At 57.0% G+C, this 24,360-nt stretch carries 19 protein-coding genes, 1 tRNA gene and 1 pseudogene; 4 read left to right on the top strand and 17 right to left on the bottom strand.

Features of this window, described 5'->3' with window-relative positions:
* Nucleotides 1-66: 66 nt before the first annotated feature.
* The 9 genes and pseudogenes from carB to H3T93_RS00755 form a co-directional block, all read right to left on the bottom strand.
* Entirely contained in the window at nt 67-3,441 is a 3,375-nt protein-coding gene (gene carB, locus H3T93_RS00795) for a carbamoyl-phosphate synthase large subunit (protein WP_144177408.1), read from the bottom strand.
* The gene (gene carA, locus H3T93_RS00790) at nt 3,434-4,663 is read right to left on the bottom strand and encodes a glutamine-hydrolyzing carbamoyl-phosphate synthase small subunit (RefSeq protein WP_144177409.1); all 1,230 of its coding nucleotides are present in this window, start codon (nt 4,661-4,663) and stop codon (nt 3,434-3,436) included. The genes carB and carA overlap by 8 nt, the downstream gene beginning before the upstream one ends.
* Nucleotides 4,664-5,102: 439 nt before the next feature.
* Nucleotides 5,103-5,564 (bottom strand): annotated as a pseudogene (gene nusB, locus H3T93_RS00785) (transcription antitermination factor NusB); the annotation flags it as partial.
* A 22-nt stretch (nt 5,565-5,586) separates the two neighbouring features.
* Nucleotides 5,587-6,150, bottom strand: coding sequence for an elongation factor P (gene efp / locus H3T93_RS00780; RefSeq protein ID WP_045935559.1), 564 nt, complete (start codon nt 6,148-6,150; stop codon nt 5,587-5,589).
* 236 nt (nt 6,151-6,386) lie between these two features.
* The gene (gene tuf / locus H3T93_RS00775; protein ID WP_015022138.1) at nt 6,387-7,586 is read right to left on the bottom strand and encodes an elongation factor Tu; all 1,200 of its coding nucleotides are present in this window, start codon (nt 7,584-7,586) and stop codon (nt 6,387-6,389) included.
* Between the two features lie 195 nt (nt 7,587-7,781).
* Entirely contained in the window at nt 7,782-9,908 is a 2,127-nt protein-coding gene (gene fusA, locus H3T93_RS00770; RefSeq protein ID WP_144177411.1) for an elongation factor G, read from the bottom strand.
* A gap of 26 nt (nt 9,909-9,934) precedes the next feature.
* Nucleotides 9,935-10,405 (bottom strand): 30S ribosomal protein S7, encoded by a 471-nt coding sequence (rpsG, locus tag H3T93_RS00765; protein ID WP_015022140.1) that lies wholly within the window; start codon nt 10,403-10,405, stop codon nt 9,935-9,937.
* Between the two features lie 3 nt (nt 10,406-10,408).
* A complete protein-coding gene (gene rpsL / locus H3T93_RS00760; protein ID WP_015022141.1) occupies nt 10,409-10,780 on the bottom strand; it encodes a 30S ribosomal protein S12 in 372 nt (123 codons plus the stop codon).
* A gap of 461 nt (nt 10,781-11,241) precedes the next feature.
* Complete coding sequence (locus H3T93_RS00755; RefSeq protein WP_144177619.1) at nt 11,242-11,610, bottom strand: DUF488 domain-containing protein; 369 nt, start codon at nt 11,608-11,610, stop codon at nt 11,242-11,244.
* Between the two features lie 112 nt (nt 11,611-11,722).
* Between H3T93_RS00755 and H3T93_RS00750 the strand changes: the two genes are divergently transcribed.
* From H3T93_RS00750 to H3T93_RS00735, 4 genes are all read left to right on the top strand, one after another.
* Complete coding sequence (locus H3T93_RS00750) at nt 11,723-12,700, top strand: YwiC-like family protein (protein WP_198230109.1); 978 nt, start codon at nt 11,723-11,725, stop codon at nt 12,698-12,700.
* Nucleotides 12,697-13,263 carry a DNA-deoxyinosine glycosylase gene (locus tag H3T93_RS00745; protein WP_144177413.1) on the top strand — a complete coding sequence of 189 codons (567 nt, stop codon included), beginning with the start codon at nt 12,697-12,699 and terminating at the stop codon, nt 13,261-13,263. Before H3T93_RS00750 ends, H3T93_RS00745 begins: the two co-directional genes overlap by 4 nt.
* The gene (locus tag H3T93_RS00740; protein ID WP_144177414.1) at nt 13,253-13,711 is read left to right on the top strand and encodes an ASCH domain-containing protein; all 459 of its coding nucleotides are present in this window, start codon (nt 13,253-13,255) and stop codon (nt 13,709-13,711) included. Before H3T93_RS00745 ends, H3T93_RS00740 begins: the two co-directional genes overlap by 11 nt.
* Nucleotides 13,712-13,827: 116 nt before the next feature.
* Nucleotides 13,828-13,903, top strand: a tRNA-His gene (locus H3T93_RS00735).
* Nucleotides 13,904-14,178: 275 nt separating this feature from the next.
* Here the strand turns inward: H3T93_RS00735 and H3T93_RS00730 are convergent.
* The 8 genes from H3T93_RS00730 to H3T93_RS00695 form a co-directional block, all read right to left on the bottom strand.
* On the bottom strand, nt 14,179-14,853 hold the full coding sequence (locus tag H3T93_RS00730; RefSeq protein ID WP_144177416.1) for an N-acetylmannosamine-6-phosphate 2-epimerase: 675 nt from the start codon (nt 14,851-14,853) through the stop codon (nt 14,179-14,181).
* Nucleotides 14,850-15,872, bottom strand: a complete 1,023-nt coding sequence (locus tag H3T93_RS00725) for an ROK family protein (RefSeq protein ID WP_144177418.1) — start codon at nt 15,870-15,872, stop codon at nt 14,850-14,852. Before H3T93_RS00725 ends, H3T93_RS00730 begins: the two co-directional genes overlap by 4 nt.
* Before the next feature lie 80 nt (nt 15,873-15,952).
* A complete protein-coding gene (locus H3T93_RS00720) occupies nt 15,953-16,906 on the bottom strand; it encodes a DUF4434 domain-containing protein (RefSeq protein WP_110425517.1) in 954 nt (317 codons plus the stop codon).
* Between the two features lie 79 nt (nt 16,907-16,985).
* Entirely contained in the window at nt 16,986-17,933 is a 948-nt protein-coding gene (locus tag H3T93_RS00715; protein ID WP_121913841.1) for a carbohydrate ABC transporter permease, read from the bottom strand.
* A complete protein-coding gene (locus H3T93_RS00710; protein WP_198208307.1) occupies nt 17,914-18,921 on the bottom strand; it encodes a carbohydrate ABC transporter permease in 1,008 nt (335 codons plus the stop codon). The genes H3T93_RS00715 and H3T93_RS00710 overlap by 20 nt, the downstream gene beginning before the upstream one ends.
* A gap of 114 nt (nt 18,922-19,035) precedes the next feature.
* Nucleotides 19,036-20,301 (bottom strand): ABC transporter substrate-binding protein, encoded by a 1,266-nt coding sequence (locus tag H3T93_RS00705; RefSeq protein WP_186363903.1) that lies wholly within the window; start codon nt 20,299-20,301, stop codon nt 19,036-19,038.
* A 364-nt stretch (nt 20,302-20,665) separates the two neighbouring features.
* Complete coding sequence (locus tag H3T93_RS00700; RefSeq protein ID WP_144177422.1) at nt 20,666-21,481, bottom strand: GntR family transcriptional regulator; 816 nt, start codon at nt 21,479-21,481, stop codon at nt 20,666-20,668.
* A gap of 109 nt (nt 21,482-21,590) precedes the next feature.
* On the bottom strand, nt 21,591-24,095 hold the full coding sequence (locus H3T93_RS00695) for a DUF4855 domain-containing protein (protein WP_144177424.1): 2,505 nt from the start codon (nt 24,093-24,095) through the stop codon (nt 21,591-21,593).
* Nucleotides 24,096-24,360: the final 265 nt, after the last annotated feature.

The following is a 24,360-nucleotide window of genomic DNA, read 5'->3' as shown; positions in this document are numbered from 1 at the left end:
TCCTTTCCTAAAGGTCATCCTCCGGCATATCTGGACCGGAACATGGGTCAATCATATAGCCAGAACCTACCTGGCCTTCTCCAGCTCAAGCAACCGGGCCGCGTGTTCCTGGATGCTCATGACCTCGTAGTCGTCCTTTTTGACCACGTCAATGGCCATAAGGGCGGCCGAGAATTCGGTGATGGTAGTGAACTGCGGCAGATCGGCAGCTATAGCAGCCACCCGGATCAGATAGCCGTCAGAGCGCGAACCCCTGGAACTGGGGGTATTGAGGATCATGTCGATGGCCCCATCCTCAATTAACTGGACTGGATTACGGCCCATGTGCCTGACCCCATCAGCATCAGTGAAGGGCCGACCTTGCTCCTCCTCGTCGCTGATCTTGTCGACAACAGCCACGTCAAAGCCGTACCGGCGCAGGACGGAGGCCGTGCCACTGGTGGCGCAGATGCTGAAGCCCTGCTCCAGCAGACGAGCGGCCAGCATAGGCAACTGACGCTTGTCCGCATCATTGACCGACAGGAAGGCGACCCCGCCTGAGGGCAATCCGCCTTGGTAGGCGGCCAGCTGGCTCTTGGCGAAGGCGTGGGGGAAGTCCCGATCGAAGCCCATGACCTCTCCGGTGGAGCGCATCTCCGGGCCCAGCAGAATGTCCACGGTCCGGCCAACCGGAGTGCGGAAGCGCTTGAAGGGCAATACCGACTCCTTGACCGCCACAGGCTGGCCGACACGGACCATGCCGCCATCACCGACAGGCAAGAGCAGACCATTGGCTCGTTGCTGCTCGATAGTCTCCCCCACCATGATTCGCGCTGCAGCCTTGGCCAGTGCCGTACCTGTGGCTTTGGAAGCGAAAGGAACCGTCCGGGAGGCGCGGGGATTTGCCTCGATCACATAGAGGGTGTTGGCCATGAAGGCATACTGAACATTGATCAGCCCCTGAACCCCGCAACCTTGGGCTATAGACAGGGTGGCCTGCCGCAGCCGGTTGATCTGGTCGTCGGAGAGTGTCGATGGCGGCAGGGTGCAGGCTGCATCACCGGAATGGACCCCAGCCTCCTCCACATGCTCCATGATTCCGCCGATGTAGAGTTCCTGCCCGTCATAAAGGGCATCCACATCGATCTCGATGGCATCCTGAAGGAACTTGTCAATCAACAGGGGCGAAGGCAGCCGCCCGGAGACCACTGTATCGGCCTTGGCTTCCTCCAGGGCTCGATCCACGTAGGTGCCCAGCTGCTGGTCGTCATAGACGATCTCCATGCCTCGTCCGCCCAGTACGTAAGAGGGCCTGACCAGAACCGGATAGCCGATGGCATGTGCCGCATCCCTGGCCTCATCCAGGGAAAGAGCGGTGCCGTACCGGGGGGCGTTCAGATGCTCCTTGCTGAGCACCTGGCCGAAGAGCTCACGGTTCTCGGCCAGGTCGATGGACTCGGGGCTGGTTCCCAGAATGGGCACCCCAGCTGCCTTGAGCCTGGCCGCCAGAGACAGGGGCGTCTGACCGCCCAGCTGGACGATGACGCCCTTGACAGGTCCCATGGCCTTCTCAGCCCGGTAGATCTCCAGAACGTCCTCGAAGGTCAACGGCTCGAAATAGAGCCTGTCTGACATGTCATAGTCGGTGGAGACCGTCTCGGGATTGCAATTGACCATGATGGTGTCATAGTCCTTGCCCAACTCCTGGACGGCGTGCACGCATGTGTAGTCGAACTCGACCCCCTGGCCTATCCGGTTGGGCCCCGAACCCAGGATGATGACCGCCTCACGTTCACGGGGTCGCAGCTCGGACTCATCGGCGTAGCAGGAGTAGTAGTAGGGCGTGACGGCATCGAACTCAGCTGCGCAGGTATCCACAGTCTTGTAGACAGGATGAAGGCCAAAGGCCCAGCGAAGCTCCCTGACGACTGCCTCGCCCTGGTCGCCCATGCCGCGCAGGTGGGCGATCTGCAGGTCGCTCAGTCCTGATTGCTTGGCCCGGCGCAGCAGGTCATCGTCCAGGACCTCGGACTGGCGCACCTGAAGGGCCAGCTCGTTGATCATGCTGATCTGCTCCAGGAACCAGGGATCGATCCTGGTGGCCTGATGGACCTGCTCCACGGTAGCCCCTCCCCAGAAGGCCCGCTGGATCTGCAGGTAACGGTGCTCGGTGGGCGTGTGCATGGCCTCCAGCAGCTGGTCAGTCTCGGCCTGGTCGGGCCGTGGGCCGTCCCAGGAGAAGGTCATGTGCCGTTTGTCGATGGAGCGCATGGCCTTGCCCAGGGACTCGCGGAAATTGCCGGCCAGGGCCATGGCCTCGCCCACGGACTTCATTGAGGTGGTCAGAGTCGTATCCGCCCCGGGGAACTTCTCGAAGGTGAAACGCGGGATCTTGGTGACCACATAATCAATGGTCGGTTCGAAGGAGGCAGGCGTTGAGCGGGTGATGTCATTCTCGATCTCATCCAGGGTGTATCCCAGGGCAAGCTTGACCGCGATCTTGGCGATGGGGAAGCCAGTGGCCTTGGATGCCAGAGCCGAGGAGCGCGAAACACGCGGATTCATTTCGATGACGATGATCCGGCCGTTCTTCGGGTTGACGGCGAATTGGATATTGCAGCCGCCTGTATCCACCCCCACGCCGCGGATGATGGCGATGCCGATGTCACGCATGCGCTGATACTCACGGTCTGTCAGGGTGAACACCGGGGCCACAGTGATGGAGTCGCCGGTGTGCACGCCGACCGGGTCCACGTTCTCGATGGGGCAGACCACAACCACATTATCCAGGCGGTCGCGCATGAGCTCCAGCTCATACTCCTTCCACCCCTCGATGCCCTCCTCCAGAAGGATCTCATCGGTGGGCGAATAATGGATGCCCGCACCGGCGATCCGCCTCAACTCCTCGCGATCATGGGCGATTCCAGAGCCCAGGCCGCCCATGGTGAAGGAGGGACGAACCACGAGAGGGTAACCCAGTTCGGCGGCCACTGCCTCGGCCTCATCCAGACTGTGGGCGATGCGGGACTTGGCCGACTCGGCACCGGCCTGGTCCACCACCTGCTTGAAGAGCTCGCGGTCCTCTCCCCTGTCGATGGCCTCCAGCGAAGCGCCGATTAGCTCAACCCCATAGCGCTCCAGCACGCCAGCCTTGCCCAGCTCCACGGCAGCGTTCAGAGCGGTCTGGCCGCCCAGGGTGGGCAGCAACGCATCAGGCCGCTCCTTGGCGATGATCCGCTCCAGGAAGGGCAGGGCGATGGGCTCGATGTAGGTGGCATCGGCCATCTCGGGGTCCGTCATGATGGTGGCGGGATTGGAATTGACCAGGATGACACGAATTCCCTCTTCGCGCAGCACCCGGCAGGCCTGGGTCCCCGAATAGTCGAACTCGGCCGCTTGCCCGATGACAATGGGCCCCGAGCCGATGACCATGACTGAATGGATGTCCTGCCGCTTAGGCATGTGCCTTCCCTTCCCTGGCGTCCTGCATCAAAGTGACGAACCTGTCAAACAGATAGGAGGCATCGTGCGGACCAGCCGCCGCCTCCGGATGGTACTGAACGGAGAAGGCCGGAATGTCCAGACACTCCAGACCCTCGACCACTCCGTCGTTGAGATCGACATGAGACACCCGGACACGGCCATATCGGCCTTCACCATAGGGTGAGGGCACTGGGTCTCCCTTGGGTGCTTTGACTGCGAATCCGTGATTATGGGCGGTGATCTCAACCTTGCCAGTGCTGAGATCCATTACCGGCTGATTGATGCCGCGATGACCGAATTTCAGCTTGTAGGTCTTGAAGCCCAGGGCACGGCCCAGAAGCTGGTTGCCCAGGCAGATGCCGAAGAATGGCAGTCCGGCATCCAAAACCTGCCTGAGGAGCGACACCTCCTCGTCCGCGGTCGATGGGTCGCCTGGACCGTTGGAGAAGAAAACCCCGTCAGGCCGCAGGGCCTTTATCTGCTCGATGGTGGTGTCGACGGGGAGCACGTGGACCCTGCACCCGCGCTCAGCCAGCCGGTGAGGGGTCATGGACTTGATTCCCAAATCCACCGCTGCCACCGTGCAGACAGGCTCTTTCGTCTGACGGTCTCCGACTGGTTCGACGATATAGGACCTGTGCGTGCTGACCTCGCCGGTCAGATGGGACCCGCTCATCTTGGGGGCCGAACGGACCTGGTCAAGGAGTTCCTGCATGGTCCTGGGCCCGCCGCCGTCGTTGAGCATTGGGTCCGGGCCTGAAAAAATACCGGCCCGCATGACACCTGCAGAACGCAAGTGTCGCACGAGCCGGCGGGTGTCTATGTGACTGATACCGACGATGCCCTGATCGACCAGCTGGTCATGGAGACTGCCCCGGGCCCGCCAGTTGCTGACGTTGGGGCTGGGTTCCCGGACTACATACCCTGCCACCCAGATCCTGTCCGACTCCCCATCCTGGTCATTGACACCGGTATTACCGATGTGGGGGAAGGTCTGCACAACAATCTGCCGAGCATAACTGGGATCCGTCAGGGTTTCTTGATACCCAGTCATTCCGGTCGAGAAAACAATTTCACCTATGGTAGTGCCCACCGCTCCGAAGGCTCTCCCCACATACACTTCCCCATCCTCAAGGATGAGCAAGGCACGATTGGAGAAACGGCTATCGGAGGTGATGGTGTTGGTGTCTTTCAGGTTCACCGAACCCCCTTGATTACCGCGGATATTCGCACCCATATTAATGACCCCCATGGATTATGCCGGCAGACCCTGCCAAAAAAATGGTTGGTCAAATCTTCCAGGATAGACCGCCGGTCAACCAGTCCGAATAGGGCAAAAGGCCGACCTGATGCCCAGATAGTTAGCGGGCATCGGTCGGCCTTTATCCGAATCATTGTCAGTTGCCTGAAGGACGATCCGCATCGGGGGTCAGCTCCTCCGGCAAGGTCAGTTTCAGCTGGTCCAAGCTGGGGGCCGACTGGTCGACAGTATGGTCAAGAACCTGGTCGGAGTCCCCTCCTTCGGATCCACTCGCTGCCGAATCCGACTCGCTGTCAGCATGGGCATCCTCGAAGGGAACAGGCTCGGATGCTGCAACCCCTGGCTTTGCCTTGTCGGATTCATCATCCGAAACGTCCGCATCGGCCTCGGCGTCAGCCAGGGCAGCAATCCGATCGGCTTGCTCACGACGAGCTTGATGGTCATCCTTCTCCTGCTCAAGGGCGCTCAAAACTCCGTGAATAAAGGAGGGGGCATCGGCATCCGACAGGGTCTTGGCCAAGGACAGGGCCTCATCGATGGCCACCTTGTCAGGAACCTCAGGGTTGTAGAGCATCTCCCAGGCGGCGATACGTAGAATGTTGCGGTCAATGGCATGCATCCGGCTCAGTGGCCATCGGGTGGAATGGGTTTGCAAAGCCTCATCGATATCTCGACGATGATCTGCCACACCCTCGACTATGGTTACCGCATAAGCAGGCAGAGGTGTCTGAGCCCCCGGCCGAACCTTGCGCTCTTCCAGCAGGGAAAGGAAATCCTGGCTCTTCTCATCGGCCTCATACAGGGTATTCAAGGCCCGCTTACGGGCTGTGGAACGTGCCATGGATGTGTGGTTTCTGCCTGACTCAGTTCTCGCGGCCCAGGTAGGAGCCGTCGCGGGTGTCCACCTTGACCTTCTCACCCTCGCCTACGAAGAGGGGCACCTGAATCTCGGCCCCGGTCTCCACAGTAGCGGGCTTGGTGCCGGCATTGGAGCGGTTGCCCTGCACGCCGGGCTCGGTTGCCGTCACGGTCAGCACCACGGATGCAGGCAGTTCCACGGACAGAGGGTTGCCGTCATGGAAGCTGATGATGCAGTCGGTGCCCTCAAGCAGGAAGCGCTCCTGATCGCCGACCAGGGCCTCGGGGATGTTGACCTGCTCGTAGGTGTTCATGTCCATGAAGACGAAGGAGTCCCCGTCGCGGTAGGAGTACTGCATGGTCCGGTTGTCCACGGTCTCGAAGTCCATCTTCATACCCGCGTTAAAAGTGCGGTCCACAATCTTACCTGTGAGGACGTCCTTGATGGTCGTGCGCACAAAGGCCGGTCCCTTGCCGGGCTTGACGTGCTGGAACTTGATGACGGTCCAAAGCTTGCCGTCCAGGTTGATGACCGATCCGTTCTTGATGTCATTGGAAGTCTGTGCCACCTTGATACCACCTCATTCTGATGAACGTTCCTTCGGAGGGCTCCTGGCCATCTGCCGAAAGCACCGGGCCTTACAGGATCCGGCCCGCTCGCGATAAATCCTCGCCTATTATGCCACGGCGCATGAACACCGAGGCTGGTCCGGCGGCGAGGCCTGCCGGAAATGGGCGGGGCCCGGAATCACAGGAAGGATTCCGGGCCCCGTCATCGGATCGTGTCGATAAGCGACAGGCAATCCTACTCGATGATCTTGGTGACTCGACCTGAGCCGACCGTGTGGCCGCCTTCACGAACAGCGAAGGTCAGGCCCTCCTCCATGGCGACGGGCTGAATCAGCTCGACGGAGAAGGTGGCGTGATCGCCGGGCTGAACCATCTCCACGCCCTCGGGCAGGGTGATGACACCGGTGACGTCGGTGGTCCGGAAGTAGAACTGCGGACGGTAGTTGGAGAAGAACGGCGAGTGGCGTCCACCCTCGTCCTTGGTCAGCACGTAGACCTCGCCCTCGAACTTGTGGTGAGGGGTCACGGTGCCGGGAGCAGCCACAACCTGGCCGCGCTCGACGTCCTCGCGGCCAATGCCGCGCAGCAGCAGGCCGGTGTTGTCGCCGGCCTCAGCCTCGTCCATCTGCTTGTGGAAGGTCTCGATGGAGGTGACGGTGGTGGACTGGGTGTCCCGCAGGCCGACGATCTCCACGTTGGTGTTCACGGGCAGCTTGCCACGCTCGACACGGCCGGTCACCACGGTGCCGCGGCCGGAGATGGTGAAGACATCCTCGATGGGCATCAGGAAGGGCTTGTCCAGGTCGTGGACCGGGGTGGGGATGTAGTCGTCGACGGCATCCATGAGGTCCTTGATGGTCTGGACCCACTTGTCGTGGTCAGGGGCATCGTCATGCAGGGCGCCGTAGGCGGAGGTGCGGATGACGGGGCAGTCGCGGTCGAAGCCGTTCTCGTCCAGCAGATCGCGGACTTCCTCCTCGACCAGCTCGATCAGCTCTTCGTCGTCGACCATGTCGCACTTGTTCAGGGCGACCAGAATCTTCGGCACGCCGACCTGGCGGGCCAGCAACACGTGCTCACGAGTCTGGGCCATGGGGCCGTCGGTTGCGGCGACCACCAGGATGGCGCCATCCATCTGAGCAGCGCCGGTGATCATGTTCTTGACGAAGTCGGCGTGTCCAGGGCAGTCCACGTGTGCGTAATGGCGCTTGGCAGTCTGGTACTCGATGTGCGCGATGTTGATGGTGATGCCGCGCTCCTTCTCCTCAGGAGCAGCGTCGATCTGAGCGAAATCGTACTCGGGGTTGACGTCCGGGTACTCCTCATGCAGCACCTTGGAGATGGCCGCGGTCAGGGTGGTCTTGCCGTGATCGACGTGGCCGATGGTGCCAATGTTAACGTGCGGCTTGGTCCGCTCGTACTTTTCCTTTGCCATTGTGTTTTGTCCTCCTGGACGTCTCGTAGGTTGCCTGCGCGAACCACGCACAGAGCACTCGCTACATATTACTGGGTTATCGGGTTCTTTGCCACTTTTGCCCTCCGCCCAGTCAGCGCTACAAGAGTGTAACGCCGACTTGTGACAGAAGAGCATTTTGGCGGCGGCCCGCCGTGGCGGCGGACCGGACCGGCATTACTCGCCTCGCTGGGCCTTGATGATCTCGTCGCTGACAGTCTTGGGAACCTCAGCATAGGAGTCCATCTGCATGGTGAACATGGCGCGCCCCTGGGTCTTTGACCTGAGGTCGCCGATGTAGCCGAACATCTCCGACAGGGGCACCTTGGCATCGATGACCTTGACGCCGGTGGCGTCGGTCATGGACTGAATGGAGCCACGACGGGAGTTGATGTCGCCCATGACGTCGCCCATGTACTCCTCGGGAGTACGGACCTCGACAGCCATGATGGGCTCGAGGATGACGGGCTTGGCCTTGGGAGCGGCCTCCTTGAAGCACATGGAACCAGCGATCTTGAAGGCCATCTCCGAAGAGTCGACCTCGTGGATCTGGCCATCGGTCAGGGTCGCCTTGACGCCCACGACCGGGAAGCCTGCCAGCACACCGGACTCCATGGCCTCCTGCACACCCGCATCGACCGAAGGGATGAACTCCTTGGTGATGTGGCCGCCGGTGACCTTGTTTTCGAAGATGTAGGACTCGCCCTCGGAAGTGTCCAGTGGCTCAAAGTTCATGAGCACCTTGGCGAACTGGCCGGAACCGCCGGTCTGCTTCTTGTGGGTGTACTCCTGGTTCATGACGGGCTTGCGGATGGTCTCGCGGTAAGCCACCTGGGGCTTGCCCACGTTGCATTCCACATGGAACTCACGACGCATGCGGTCCACCAGGATGTCCAGCTGGAGCTCGCCCATGCCGGAGATCAGGGTCTGGCCAGACTCCTCGTCCGTCTTGACCTGGAAGGTGGGATCCTCCTCGGAAAGCTTCTGCAGGGCGATGCCCATCTTCTCCTGGTCGGCCTTGGTCTTGGGCTCCACGGCCACCTCGATCACAGGATCAGGGAAGGTCATGGATTCCAGCACCACCGGTTCCTTTTCGTCGCACAGAGTGTCACCGGTGGTGACGCTCTTGAGCCCGACGAAGGCGTAAATGTTGCCAGCGATGGCCTCGTCGACCGGATTCTCCTTGTTGGAATGCATCTGGAAGAGCTTGCCGACGCGCTCCTTCTTGTCCTTGGTGGAGTCCAGGACCGTTTCGCCCTGGGCCACCTTGCCGGAATAGACACGCACGTAGATCAGCTTGCCGTAGAAGGGGTGGGTGGCCACCTTGAAGGCCAGGGCCGAGAAGGGCTCGTCCACGGTGGGCTTGCGGTCGATCTCGACGGACTCGTCGCCGATCTTGTAACCCTTGATGGCCGGCACATCCTCGGGGCTGGGCAGGTAGTCCACGACCGCGTCCAGCATGGGCTGCACGCCCTTGTCTTTGAAGGCGGATCCGCAGAAGACCGGGAAGGCCGACTGCTCGATGGTCATCTTGCGCACAGCGGTACGAATCTCCTGCTGGGAGATTTCCTCGCCGCCCAGGTACTTCTCCAGCAGATCCTCGTCCGACTCGGCCACAGCCTCGAGCAGCTCGGTGTGGTACTGCTCGGCCTTGTCCTTGAGATCGTCGGGGATGTCGATGGTGTCGTACTTGGCGCCCAGGTCGGCCTCGTCCTTCCAGTAGTAGGCCACCATGCGCACCAGGTCGACCACGCCGTGGAAGTCGCTCTCAGCGCCGATAGGCAACTGCATGACCAGCGGCTTGACGCCCAGCTTGTCCTTGATGGTGTCCACCGAATAGTAGAAGTCGGCACCCAGCTTGTCCATCTTGTTGATGAAGCAGATGCGGGGCACGCCATACTTGTCGGCCTGACGCCAGACGGTCTCGGACTGGGGCTCCACGCCCTCCTTGCCGTCGAACACCGCCACAGCGCCATCGAGCACACGCAGGGAGCGCTCCACCTCGGCGGTGAAGTCCACGTGGCCTGGGGTGTCGATGATGTTGATCTGGTAGCGGTCCTCAGGATCGTGGGACTGACGGTTCCAGAAGGCCGTGATGGCGGCGGAGGTGATCGTGATGCCACGTTCCTTCTCCTGGTCCATCCAGTCCATGGTGGAGGCGCCGTCGTGGGTCTCGCCAATCTTGTAGTTGACGCCGGTGTAGTAGAGGATACGCTCGGTCGTCGTTGTCTTGCCGGCATCGATGTGGGCCATGATGCCGATGTTGCGGACCTTGGTCAGGTCCGTGAGCACGTCTTGTGCCATAATTCCTTGTTCTCGCTCTCTTGGGATTACCAGCGATAGTGGGCGAACGCCTTGTTGGCCTCGGCCATCTTGTGGGTGTCCTCGCGGCGCTTGACCGCAGCACCCAGGCCGTTGGAGGCATCAAGGATCTCGTTGGCCAGCCGCTCCGACATGGTCTTCTCGCGACGGGCGCGGCTGTAATCGGTCAGCCACCGCAACGAGAGCGTATTGGCGCGGTTCGGCTTGACCTCGACGGGGACCTGATAGGTGGCGCCGCCGACACGACGGCTGCGAACCTCCAGGCTGGGACGAATGTTGTCCAGGGCGCGCTTGAGCACGGCTACGGGCTCCTGGTCGGTCTTCTCCTTGACCTGCTCCAGAGCGGTGTAGACGATGTTCTCGGCGATGGACTTCTTGCCGTCCAGCAGGATCTTGTTGATCAGCTGGGCCACCACGGTGGAACCGTAGATGGGATCGGGCAGGAGCTGGTGCTTTTTGGCTGGTCCTTTGCGTGACATGGGTTACTTGGCCTTCTTTGCTCCGTACAGGGAACGGCCCTGCTTGCGATCCTTGACTCCCTGGGTATCCAGCGCACCGCGCACGATGTGGTAGCGCACGCCGGGCAGGTCCTTGACACGTCCGCCGCGCACCAGCACGATGGAGTGCTCCTGTAGGTTGTGGCCCTCTCCGGGGATGTAGGCGGAAACCTCGATGCCGGAGCTCAGACGGACACGGGCAACCTTCCGCAGAGCCGAATTCGGCTTCTTGGGTGTAGTGGTGTAGACACGGGTGCACACGCCGCGACGCAGCGGGCTGCCCTTGAGTGCCAAAGTCTTCGACTTGCGAGGCTTGGCCTTGCGCCCTTTGCGGACGAGCTGTTCAATTGTTGGCAACTGACTCTCTCCGATTCCTTCGATGAACTTGTCTTCGTTTGCACTGCGAGACCGCCGCACCGCAGCCGCAGTCGCTCCCAGGAGGAGAGATCAGCCACTGTCCACCGGCCCGATGGCCCCTGATCCTCCTGCAGGGCATTGCTGCCTGCACTCTTCGGATTCGGGGATATCCCGACAAGCTCACCTGTGACATAAGGCGTGCTGCCGGCACACACGATGAAAAGTATATCACCGAGGCAGACATGGCCACGTCTACCACTTGGAAGTATGCTCTAGGCTTCGCCTACTGCGATAGCACACCGGTTCCGTTAGTGGGAAGGCCCTTGCTCATACCTTATATTTACAGATACCTACAATGCGGTACTCACCTATAACGGATTCCTACATATACACATATAAAGGTATCAGAAATACATATCCCGACCCGTAAATATTAACACCAGAAACATCAAAGCCAGCGTCTACTTGTCTTCTTTCTCAAGAGCCTGGCGAATGTAGTCGCGCAGGATCAGGGCATGGTTGACGGCTGGATCCTTGGCCGCATAGACCAGTGTCGTCCGATCATGTTCGCGCACGATGCTCAGCAGATCCCCCAAGGCGGGGTTGTCGTCCAGCTCAGTGCGGTAGCGGCGTGCGAAGTCATCAAAGCGGTCCGGATCATGGTGCCACCAGCGCCGCAGGTCCGGACTGGGTGCCACGTCCTTGAGCCACCCGGACAATGCTGCCCGCTCCTTGCTGACGCCGCGTGGCCAGAGTCTGTCGACCAGGATGCGGACCCCGTCCCCGTCAGCGGCCTGCTCGTATACGCGTTTGATATCCACCTGACCCATCATCTGCCTCCTGAAACCAGGGACCCGTATGATTCACCACCCCTTCAACCATGATATTGACCGAATCGGCATTACGGAAGAGGCAGTGACAGCCATACAGGGGCGTAGGCTGATGAACATGCATACAGACGCAGACAGGGGCAAGGCCGCCGAATCAAAGGGCAGCAAACCGGCAAAATCGACTGGACCAGGGTCCAAGGGACGACAGTGGCGACGCTTATGGATACCCGACCAGATTGGCGGCTGGGCCATGGCCTTGATGCCGGGCCTGGCCGGTCTGCTGATTGGAGGCCCGACCTGGAGAAGCCTGCTGCTCATGGTCGCCTGGGCCTTCTGCTACTGCTTTGAGTTCACCGGCTCGCGGTGGATGGTTTCGCACCGAGCTGCCAGATTCGCGCCACCAGCTCTGGGATATGCCCTGCTCATGGCTGTGACTGGGCTGATCCTATTGGTCGGCACCCCTGGGCTCCTGCGATGGGCCCCGCTCTACCTGGTGCTGGGCGCGCTGAACTTTGCTGCCGCGTGGATGCGCACGGAGCGCTCATGGTGGAACGATACGGTAGTCGTGATCGCGGCCTGCACGCTCTGTTTGGTCGCCGTCTCGCTAGGGTCACGATTCCAGAAGCCGGAACCGGGTCTGGAAAGCTCCAGCGCCGGCTACTTCGGATGCCAGCCGAATCCTGCTGTGGACTGCTTCGCCAGCGGATTTTTCCCAAGCGCCGCCCTGCCATCGATCGGAGTGGTCAGCGCGGCTGTCTTCGCTGTGACCCAGTTCGGGTCGGTCATCTTCGTCAAAACCATGATCCGCGAGCGCGGCAAGACCTGGTGCTACCTGCTTTCGCTGGCATGGAACCTGGCCCTCTGCCTGATGGGAGTCGCCATGGTACGCACCGCAGGATGGTGGCCTCTGTTGACGGCCCTGGTTCTGCTGGTGCGTGCGGCCCTGCTGCCTGCCATCTCTCATCGGCGCCGCATTCCCATTCTGTATGTGGGCCTGGTTGAATGCGCAACCAGCCTGTTGGTTTTCATTCTGGTGATTGCGCAGGCTGACGTGATGACTGCGTCTCTGACTAGCCTGCTCGGCGCATGACTGCAGCTTCGACCACACATGTCACCCACGGATTCGGGCCTGTCTGGAATGACCGATCCCGTGTGTTAATCCTTGGATCCATTCCCAGCCCGAGTTCGCGCGAGGCTGGCTTCTACTACATGTTTCCGCGCAACCGCTTCTGGCCCGTACTGGCCGCGCTGTTCGACCAGCCTGTTCCGGACAATCTGGCTGACCGCGCCGAGTTCGCGCTCAAACACCGCATAGCACTCTGGGATGTCATCCAGGAATGCGACATCCACGGTGCATCCGACGCTTCAATCACCAATGTAGTGCCTACCGACATCGCCAGTTTGCTGGACCGTGCGCCCATCGGCACCATATTCACTACAGGACGCAAGGCCGGCCAGCTTTACCGTCGCTACTGCCTGCCGAACCTGCAGGAGAAGGGGCATCGACTGACGATGATCAATCTACCGTCCACCAGCCCCGCCAATGCCGCCATGAGTCTGGCTGATCTGGTCAAGGCCTACCAGCCCATCAGAAAAGCGCTCGACGAAGCAGAACCAAGAAAACCAAACAATCACATCGATTATGGCAAATAGACAAATACCGACAGTCAAAGCCCGAGATGTTGGGAATCTTCCCAAGGATGAATTCGCCTTCCCTGGTCCAGAACGCGACCGCCTGGTGGAAGCAATTCTGGATGGGCGCAAAACTACCACGACCAGCCTTATGGAAGAGTTCATCCACGATCATGAACCACTCCCCTCCTCCGGCCGACGAACGATTCTGGTGAACTCAGATAACCAGCCAGTTGCCGTTCTTAGATATGCGTCGGTGAGCGTAACCCGACTGGGCGTGGTCGCATGGCAGCATGTTCTGAACGAAAGAGAGGGCTATAAAAGTCTTGCGGAGTGGCGCGAGGCTCATGAGTCCTTCTGGACCTCAGAGAACATGCGACAGGCGCTGGATGATCCGGACTTCACCGGCGATGACCGGACTCTGGTGGTGCTGGAAACCTTTCATGTAGAGACCATAGTCATAAACTAAGGGCTCAAAGGCAAAGCAGGGCCCTTATGGTTAACACTTCACCGGCGTGCCATGTCATACCATCGTGTATAGTTTCATCTGTTGCACTGATCCGTGATGCGGGTCGGTTCACCATGGTGGCTATAGCTCAGTCGGTAGAGCACCTGATTGTGGTTCAGGAGGTCGCGCGTTCGAGCCGCGTTAGCCACCCCACATTGAACCCTTACTTCCGGCTAGAAAACAGGGGTTTTCTCATATATGCAGAATCTGTTTAATAACCGAACTTTGTGTGCCATTTGTGTGCCAAAGTCGGCAAAAATCTAGCGACCTGCCCTATATCTGCGTCTCCCCGGTTATCCTGGCGCTCACCACGCCAGGCTCCGCCCCCCTCATCAGCCGCAAGGAGTTGCAATAATACGCCAATCGCCGCTCTATTGAGGGCCCGGTTCACCTGCGTTGGTCTGGGCCCTCACCTACTCCAAGCAAGCCTATTCTTGCAAGGCTTGAACGAACCATGAGGTGATCGTCTGCGGGTGAGTGATGGCCGTGCCCACTACTACTGCCCACACGCCTAAGCTCTTAACACGCTGAGCCTGCTCGGGCGTATGCACCCTCCCCTCACAGATCACAGGGATATCGCTAATATTGGAGACCATCTCCTCAATAAGCTCATAGTCTGGCCCATCGGTCTTTTGCCGCGCCGCGGTGTACCCAGCGAGCGTAGGAGATACGATATCGAAACCCAGATCCCTCGCCCGTCGAGCATCGTCCAAACAGCTGCAGTCAGCCATCAGCACCGCACCTTCTGAATGCAGTATTTGCACTGTTTCCGCCAGGCTCAGCCCATCCGGTCGTGGCCTATCTGTGGCATCGAGAGCCACAATATCGGCTCCCGCAGCCATGCAGCACCTCGCGTGCCGCAACGTGGGCGTGATATATACGCCGGTATCTCCCTCCTTCCACAGACCTATCACGGGCACACTGACCGTTCCTTTGATTGCGGAAATATCCGAAAGTCCCTGACAGCGAATACCGCCAGCTCCCCCAGCTTGAGCAGAAAACGCGATTTGAGCCATAGTCTCCGGGTGTCGCATAGCTTCACCTGGATACGCTTGGCAGCTCACAATAAGTTGATCGTGCAATCGTTCTACTACTTTTTTCATGGGATTCTCCTGTCATCGTCAGCGTCAATCCACACGCCGCGTGCCCTGCCGCACATACCGAAGCCTTCCAAAAAGGCTTCTGCCGCCCCTATCAGCGGTGCGTCATCACCGAGATCTCCAAGCACGAGCTGGGTTGAGGCAACCGGCACTATCGCTTGCTCGGCATAACCTTTTCGCACGGCTTTCAGCCAAAGTGTTCCCGCTTGAGCGACCGATCCAGATAACACAATGACAGCCGGGTCGAGCACATTCGCGAGATTGCCTAAAGCACTGCCTAAGCATTGCCCGACTTGTTCAAGGGCTTGGCGAGCCAGAGGGTCACCTTGCCGAGCTCGAGCCGCAATCTGTGCTCCGTCACAAGGATTTTCTGCCGGAGCACCGCCCAGCTGAACATATACGTGTTCAAGACCTGGCCCTGAGGCAAGAGGCTCAATGTGGCCGTGGTGTCCGCAAGAGCACACTACATCAGCAGCTGCCGGGTGACCGATGTGACCCACGTGGCCTCCCGCAGAGTGAGAGCCGTGTAGCAATTTGCCATCAATGCTGACACCACCGCCAATACCCGTCCCGATAGCTACAAGCAAAGCCGAGTCATACCCTTGCGCGGCCCCCCATCGCACTTCTCCAAACGTGTGCGCAAGAGCATCACCCAAGGCATAGACGCGTAGCCCGCTCAACTGCTCCAGCCGAGACCTCAGTGCCAGGCCTGTCCAGCCTGGTAGGATATCGGTCGCCGACACGATGCGCCCAGAGAAATCCACACAGCCGGGGCTCGCCACAGCCAAACCCACTACTGCCAATTCACCATTAGGCCAGCTATGAGCTCTGTCACATAAAGTTCGCACCTCCTGGGCTACCCGATTGAGTACATGCTCACCACCCTGAGCGGCTTGCGTAGGTATGGAGTGCTGGGTGTCAGGCAGTATCACTGGTTTCGACTCATTGACTTCGACAAGAGCCGAAGCAATTTTAGTACCTCCAATATCGACCGCAACTACTACTCGATGAAGTTCGTCCATGTCTGCGGTGACTCCTTTGCTCACAACAGCTTGAACCACGCTTGCCTTCCTATCGACTACGTCCAAACCAGCAATAAGACTCACTGATCCAATGCACGGTGCTCACCGTGCAAATACTCCTGGTAACGGTCGAACAGATGTCTTGCCGACGGCCACATGGAGTGAGGCGACAAGAAGTGGGAGAATTCAAACGTAATTGCTTTGTCGACTATTCCCTCTGCCGAAGTTAACTTGTGCACCAGCTTGCGCCACTCAATCGGAGGGAATTTGATAGGCATATCGCGATCGAACGTCTCCACATTCGACCACAGGGAGAGACCGTATTTATCCGTCAGCTCCCGCATGGCACTCAGTGTCTCAGGCAGCTCAAGCTCGTATACCGTACCGTCCTGGAAAGCGGCTACATCAATCAGGCCCGAGTATGCCTTGAAAATCTCATCCCACTGGGTCACGATTTCCTTGAGCGACCGTGGCGAGGGCGCAGGCAGAGAGTATCCTAAGCTCATGTCATACCTGCCCAGCCAATACGGCGACGAGAGAATAGGCAGGTCCTGCGTCTGCCGGCAGAGTTTAGCAAGCGATGTATTGAGCTCAATAATGCGCTGACCCGAGTCGTAGGTCTCATGAGGTAGATACCAGCCAGCAAATGACTTGTGGGAACCATAGCGATGCCACACTTCGGGAATATAGTCGCGATTGACCTCTACTTCACCCTTCCAATCGTTGCGATTCCAGTACACTCCAGAGTCGTACAGGCCGAAGTAAAACTTGATGTTGCGCTCGTCGGCCAAGCTCAAAAAGAGCTCGGGCATATCCATATACACCGGTATGGTCTTCACTTGAGCCGAGATAACCTTCGAGGGGTGCGAGAGCCGAGGACCCCAACCCGAGCGGATGAGAATAACCGTGTCGATACCCGCTTCGACATAGGTGTCAAACTCCTGCGTCCACTCTTTGACTCCCCAGTTGTGACCGGCAATGTCTGCCGTCACCTCATCTAGGAATGTTCCGGTGATACGTAGCGGTTCTGTCATGAGAAACTCCAATATAAATAGAATTATTAATTACTGTGCTTTATTTGGGTAAAAAGATCCGGCAAGTATAATGTCTAACCTATTTGAGACCTCCCAACGAAGCGCCTTCAACAAAGTAACGCTGGCCAATGAGGAAGATAATGAACGTCGGAATAGTGAACATTGTGCAGGCCGCCATGAGCGGAGCCCAGTCGGTACCGTGCGAGGAGAAGAACGAATACATACCCATGGAAATGGTGTAGAGGTCTTGATCGCGCAGGTAGATGAGCGGCCCCATAAAGTCGGTCCAAGTGCCCACGAATTGGAAGAGCCCTACCGTAATCAGTGCCGGCTTCGCCATCGGCATGACGATACGGAAAAGAATCCTAAACTCCCCTGCCCCATCCACACGGGCCGCCTCGATATATTCCATAGGAATGCCGAGGAAGAACTGGCGAAGCATGTAAATATAGAAGGAGGAGCCGAAGAACTGCGGGATAATGAGCGGCCAGAAGGTACCCACTAAGTTGAGCTGATCCCACATAATATAGACCGGTACCAGCGTGACCTGCGAGGGCAGCATCATCGTGGAAAGCACCAGCAGGAGCACTAGATTGCGCCCTCTCCAACGCAACTTCGAAAGCGAATAGGCCACAATCGGGCAGGTGAGCAACGTCGCGCCCACATTGAAAGCCACCAAAATAAGCGTATTGCCGAAGTATTTCAGCAAGGGAGCCTGAGCGAAGGCAGCGCCATAGTTAGAAAAATCGAGCGTCTTGGGAAAGACCGACGCCCCTACTTCACGTGCTGGGGTCAACGAAGTCGCCACCATGACCACCAGTGGAATACCGAAGAGCAGAAGCACGCCGACGATCCCCACCAAACTGAGGAACCGTGTGCGGTAGGAGCGCAGGCTCCGACTGTTCCAATCCTTGTGGTGCACGCCGGGCAGCTCTACCCGTTGTTTGCTGGTCTTGCTCGAGGGCGTTGAGCGGAACAACACTGTCCGAGGAACAGCCATGCTTGATTTAGTGTGCAGCATCTTCATCTACACCTTTCGACAGTCGGAGAATAACGGCGGTGAGAATCAAAGCAATAATGAAGAGGATCCACGCCAGCGCCGAAGCATACCCCATCTTGAAGTAGGAGAACGCGTTCTGATACAGGTAGACCGCGTACGTGAGCCAGGTTTCATCTGGCCCTCCGGTAGACATGTTGAAACCACCCGAACCCAGTAAATATGGGATTGTGAAGTTCTGCAGACCTCCCAGCAAGCCCGCAATCAGCTGAAAGACCGTGACGGGAGCTATAGCCGGTAGCGTGACGTAACGAAAACGACGCAGTACGCCGCAGCCATCTAACGCCGCGGCCTCCATCAGCTCACGAGGCACATCACGCAGGGCAGCCAGATAAATCACCGTGGTGCCACCTACGGTCCACAAGGAGATCAAAATAACAGCGGGCCGTGTCCAAGCCGGATCGAGCAGCCAGTTGGGTGCCGGTATGCCTAGTTTGGTCAACACCACATTGATCAGGCCATACTTGCCATTGAACATCCAGCGCCACAGGTAGGCCACTACGGCGGAAGGAATGATGGCCGGGATGTACGAGAGAGCACGGGCGAGTCCTCGGGCCGGCGCCTCCTTCAGGTTCAGGATCAGGGCCACACCCAGTGCAAATGCGAGGCCCAGGGGCACGCCGATGAACGTCAGGTAAGCCGTGTTTTCCAGGGACTTATAAAAACGAGGGTCGGCAAAAACCGATTGGTAGTTGTGCATACCCACCCATTTGGGCGCCGTCATAATATTGAAATCGGTAAACGAGTAGTACAACGACGCAATCATCGGTCCGATAGTAAACAGCACTAAACCGATGAGGAAAGGCATAGCGAAGCCCAAACCGTAGCGCCTCTCATTCTTGCTGCTCCCTTTTGGTTTGCCGGCCTTGCCTTGTCGGCCTCCCCGGGTAATCGCACTGGAGTTGCGCTGCGCCTGAGCGTTGTGGGCTACACCCGCTGAAATCTGTGCGTCTGACACGAATATCACACCTCCTCGTGTGAGACTCCGCAGGCTGCAAGATCACTGTTTGAACAGCTTGCGGAGTCGATCTAGAGCAAAATAGTTTATGGGACCATTCCACCCGTCTGTTTCCTATTGCTTGTAGGCTTTGGCCTTTTCCGCCACCGACTGCATAGCCTGCTCTGGGCTCGCCTGTCCAGCCTGAATCTGTGTAAAGGCCGCAGAGAGATCCTGCCCATATTGAGTGCTGAACTTAGTGGAATAACTCGGCACGGCTAACTTTGACTTAGCAGCCGCCAGGAACACGTCGAAGTTCGGCAAATCAGAATATGTTGTGTCGCTGAGTAACGAAGTACGTCCAGGCAAGTTAGCCAACGTATGTGTAAACTCAAGCATCGGCTTTTTGCCTAGGAAATACTTCATGAACTCCCAAGCTTCCTTGGGGTGAGCGGAGTTCTTCGGGATGAACAAGTTGGACAGGTCCAAACGTGTAGTGCCCTTGAGCTCTGGCTTATCTGCAGGATATGGCAGAGCTGCGGCCCCCCAGTTGAGCTTCGGTGCCAGGCGACGGATGAACGCCGACTGCCAGTTGCCGTCAATCAGAGTCGCAATTTGCCCGGTGTAGAAGGGGTATTGAGCCGTGCCGTACTCACCGAAACCCGACTGGAAGTCTTGCAGGTTTTTAGCGCCGAACTTCTTGATTACATGCTCAACCCACCAGTTCAACGCCTCTATATTGCGTGGGTTGGTTGGCGAAGCCTTGCCGTCCTCGGTGTACCAACTGCCCCCATAGGCCTGGACGAGCAGCTGCAGGTCCACCGAAGAGTTGGTGCCCAACCGCTCGACCTTGTCTCCGTTGAGCTTACTAACTGTGTCGATGACTTTAGCAAAATCGTCGAACGTCTCGGGAGGGTTGGTAATGCCAGCCTCTTTGAGCTCGTCCTTGTTGTACAGCAACTGATAGATATTCGCTGCCACGGGTAGAGCGTAGAGCTTGGAATCAAAGGAATTATTTTTGATTGCGGCTGGAAGGAAGTCGGAAGTATCGTACTTGTCAGCTTTAATATAGTCGTCCAGCCCCAAGAGCACGCCGCTGTTCGCCCAATCGACAATCTGCGAATTGCCTGTGTTGGAAATATCAAACTGAGGGTTTTTGCCCTGCATCGACAGCACCTGTGCCTGCTGATCTGCAGACGAAGTTCCTTTGACTGATATCTTGCTCTGAGAAGCGTTGAAATCCTTGATGATCTTCTCAACGGCTTTCGCTTCGTCGCCCGTCCACAAGTACGAGAATCGTACGGTGACCTTCCCCTCCTTGTCTGTGCCGGTCGTGTTGGTAGGCCCAAAGCCAGCGCATCCTGCTAGGGAGACACTCGCCAGGGTAGCCACAGCGACCACTGCTAGCTTCCTTGCTATACGGTGTACGTGTTTCATTGGTATATACCTTTCTTCGCTTTTTCAACATCATCGTTGGAGTCAACGTGTATCGTTTACTGACATTGCCGCCTTCGACCAGACGGAAGATTCATCAATCCTCTCTGACTACTACTTTGGCACCCTTGCCGGTTATACCCTATAAAAGACCGGTCAGACGGCCTGAAAACACAGCAACCTTAACCCTGCGATACACAGAGCAAGCACCGCACTTTCAAGCAACTGACTTTCCGTAACCATCAGTTTTTATGCTAGAAGGCTCGTCTATGGAATGCAATATTGGTATCTACCAATTATTTGTCTACAACAATTTCGCTACGGAGTCGCTTCAGTCTCGCTTGACCGCATAATGAAGCATGTATTTATCTCCCCTGTAGAGAGATGTAGTCGTCTCGATGCGTCTTCCCTTGGCATCAAAGGTTACGCGGACGATTTTCAAAGCCGGCGAGTAGGGCGCTACTTGCAACAGCTTAACGTCACCCGGCTCAAGCACCACAGGAGAAACTACCTGATCTGCCCATACCGGCAACAACCCATATTTGTGTTGCAACACATCATAAAAGGAACCAGTGATATTCTGCTTCTCAATATCCGGTACATATTCAAGCGGGACGGTCACCTCTTCCAGGCACATGGGCTCGCCATCAGCCAAGCGCAGGCGTCGTAAGATGTACACGTCAGCCCCAGGCGATACTTTGAGACGCCAAGAAGCTTCCCGATCTGCTTGCGCACGCTCATGCAAAAGCACCCGGGAAGATGGAACCATGCCCCTCGCTCGAATATCTTCAGAAAACGAAGTGAGCTTTAGCGACTTTACAATTCCTGGCTCGACAGTATATGTACCGCCGCCTTGCACCTTGTAGACAACGTTGTCTGCTTCGAGTTTTCCTATGGCCTTGCGAATCGTAACGCGACTAGCCTTGAACTCTTCGGCCAACTTGCGTTCAGGAGGAATCACCGAGTTTGAAGGGCGGCCCGCTATATATTTGCGATAAATAGCATCGCGTATCTTCATATACTTGGGCCGCGTATCTTCCTGATCACGCCGGTCTTCATCGTCGCTGAACGTTTGGTCATCCATAGGCCGATCAGAACCATACAAACCGCTCTTGCCCAAAAACAGCTCCTCAGCAGTTACCTGCATCTGTTCGCCCTCTTTCCCAGAACGGCGCCACACCGCCCACAGCCATGCGAAATAGTTTGGCGCTTATAACGCAGTTATAAAGGGATTGAGCTTTACAAGCATGAGACACTTATTCCACCTTAACTTCAGAGATCATCGTCCAAGCCCAGCCAGCCCTGTCACCTGGTAAAAGAATCCGTACAGCAGTAACTTGATGGTAGCGCAAATCGGCAATGTCAAGACGGACTCCACCAGAACCGAATGACGTTTGTTCCCGGCGCCCCTGCACGTCCACCCACTGACCCGCAATTTTTACCTGAGCCGCGAACGTAGTGGGTGCCACAATCCCGTAGGACCCAGCATTGAGAGTATAGACAGAAATGGTATTAACATCTATCGGTTCAGCGGCATCAAATCGAAGTGCAACAGCTTCGTTTGCCGGCCAACCCGAGATCTCTTTCCAAGCAAAGTCATCAGTGTATCTTCCGTCCGTAAGACGTAGCCCATCGTCCGAATAATTGTCTAAATCACCTGGAGCTCGTGCTAACCGGTAGCTAAAATCGATGGGATTGCCAGCGCTATCAACAACTTGCAGTTCAGAGAGCATAGCCCAAGAATTCGTAGAGAACCCGATATTGATATAACGTGCCTCGACTGGGGTACCAGTGGCTTCGATATATCCATCTTGGTTTGTACATGTAATCTCGGTAGCTGTTAAACAAGAGATGCCAGGCACTGTTGGCAACGATTCTCCTCCGACTGGCGCGTGCTTTGCGATGACATGCGGAGTCGAAAAAGGCCAGCTCGCCAATAATGGAGACTTGCCCGTACCGCTATCCATCAGCGTAGGAGTATTTGAGAAAGTAGCTACAGGATTTAGCGGCCAATTGACAGCAGCATCACTTCCACCCTGTGTATAGACTTTTACAGCTCCTACCCGATGTACACTACCTAAATCGATATTGATTACTGCTTTTCCCGGATTAGAGTTCCAGCCCACATTTCGCCCAGAAGACCAGCCTGCGGTCGATATTTCGCCATCGTGAAGCATATGAGAAGTCTTATCTGGATACGATGCAGGCTTAGGCTTACCTGACTCCACCACCGTATACGCGTTGGCTAGCCCGTTCTGAGTCACAGGATCGAGCGAACGATCTCCTACCATTCTCACAATCGGAGGCTTACTCAGCGGGGAGCGTTGGGCCGTGGTCAGTATTAGCCTGATCGTCTGCTTGCCGGGGTTGACTCGGGTATTATCAAAACTCACAACCACACCTTGGATGTTGTCTGCCAAGCTGTCACCCCTTGGCCTTGTGGCCCATGCCAGCTGTTTCCATCCACCGTTGGCAGTCTGAACTTGGAGTTGTACCTCGCCCTGCCAATACTGCTGGTGTTCAGCAAAGTCAATGCGTATGCTATTGAACTTTTTCAGATCCACTTCGCGCGCAACGTACATTCTTTGATTGTCGCTCTGCCCGACTGATCGTTTCGCTTCCACAGCTTTGATATCTACATCCGGAGAAGGGATGCGCTTGCCAGAGACGTAGTCAGCCAATGCATCATAGACTGAACGCTGCGATGGATTGCTGCTGGTCGTGATACCACAAGAGCCAAAGCCCTCTCCCAAAAAAGCAGCAGATACTCCATCCTGGTAACCGTAGGTAGAACCGCTTGCTAGATACTGCATAGCCATAACTTGTTCAGTTGCTAACCGGCTGCACCCGCGGAATTCAAGTTCAACCCCTAAACCGTATTTTTGAGCAGCCACTGCTGTTTCTTGCAACCTCGATGCGTTGACTTCACCACCATCCAGCGGTGAGCGGAAGGCATAGGAGGGCTGCATGACAGCAACGTCGAAACCATACTCTTTCCAAGACTGCCAGCCCAATCCTTTGTAATAGGGGATAAACAAATATTTAAGACCGCTGTTATGGACCCCTTGCGCATCGCTGGCAATTAAGTGCTGCTCATAAGGAGGAACATCTTCACGCATCCTGTATAAGCCCCACAGAGCAAGATGTGCATAGCGCTTTTGGCTAAATCGTTGACTCACTGTATTGGCAAACCACTGGGCCACAGCCTGCCGATCTTGGGCACTCGACAAATCGCGGTCAGAGCCGTTTACTTGGCCGAAAGAGTTGACGCTGGGATTCATCCACGGCATCATAACTATAATCGAGCGTCGAGATTGCTGAGGAGTTCCAGCATTTTGTGCAGCCAAGTCTGCTTGTTCGGCAGCTTTTTCGAAGGTATCAATAGGGCCGCCCGTGCTAAACCACTGGTTGATAAGCGTCTGCCAATCCGACAATGTTGTTGCACCGTAATCAGTTTGTTTCCCATTGATCGTAAAACGCAATAGAACTGCCGCATCGAACATGGACGCTCTGGGAATGAGCTTACCTGTGTTATCAACGCGATTAAATAGAGGCAGAACTGCTCGCTCGTCCAACTGGTCATCAGCATATACCAGCGCCGCATGGTGAAAGCCAACCGCCTCTGGCTTGGGGTACCCCGTCGATTGCTCGCTGGACATGCTTTGAGCCCTAGCGGGAGATATCGCGACAAGTAGACAGAAAGCAACAGATATAAGGACCACAGTGGAAAAAACAAATGATCGATAAGCTTTTCCCGACATAGTTACTCCTCAATGACGGTTTCGCGCTGTTTTGTCACTCACATCAGGGACATCATAGTTTCTACTGCTCGCTTGGTGGTGTAACGACATTTGCACCGATAGAGCAATATTCCTTATACAAGTCAACACTCAAAGCATATACTGCAAAGAAAACGGGGCTCAATATTGGTCTATACCAATATTGAGCTCTACTCATCAACTTATCTATTACAAAGCAATATATAGCACTCGTCCATGCTGCCAACACACGGCAGCAAAACTACTG

The sequence above is a fragment of the Bifidobacterium sp. M0404 genome, from assembly GCF_016101415.1.
GTDB lineage: Bacteria > Actinomycetota > Actinomycetes > Actinomycetales > Bifidobacteriaceae > Bombiscardovia > Bombiscardovia polysaccharolytica.
Note: the sequence above shows the minus strand (reverse complement) of the source record. Positions and strands in the feature narration are given on the sequence as shown.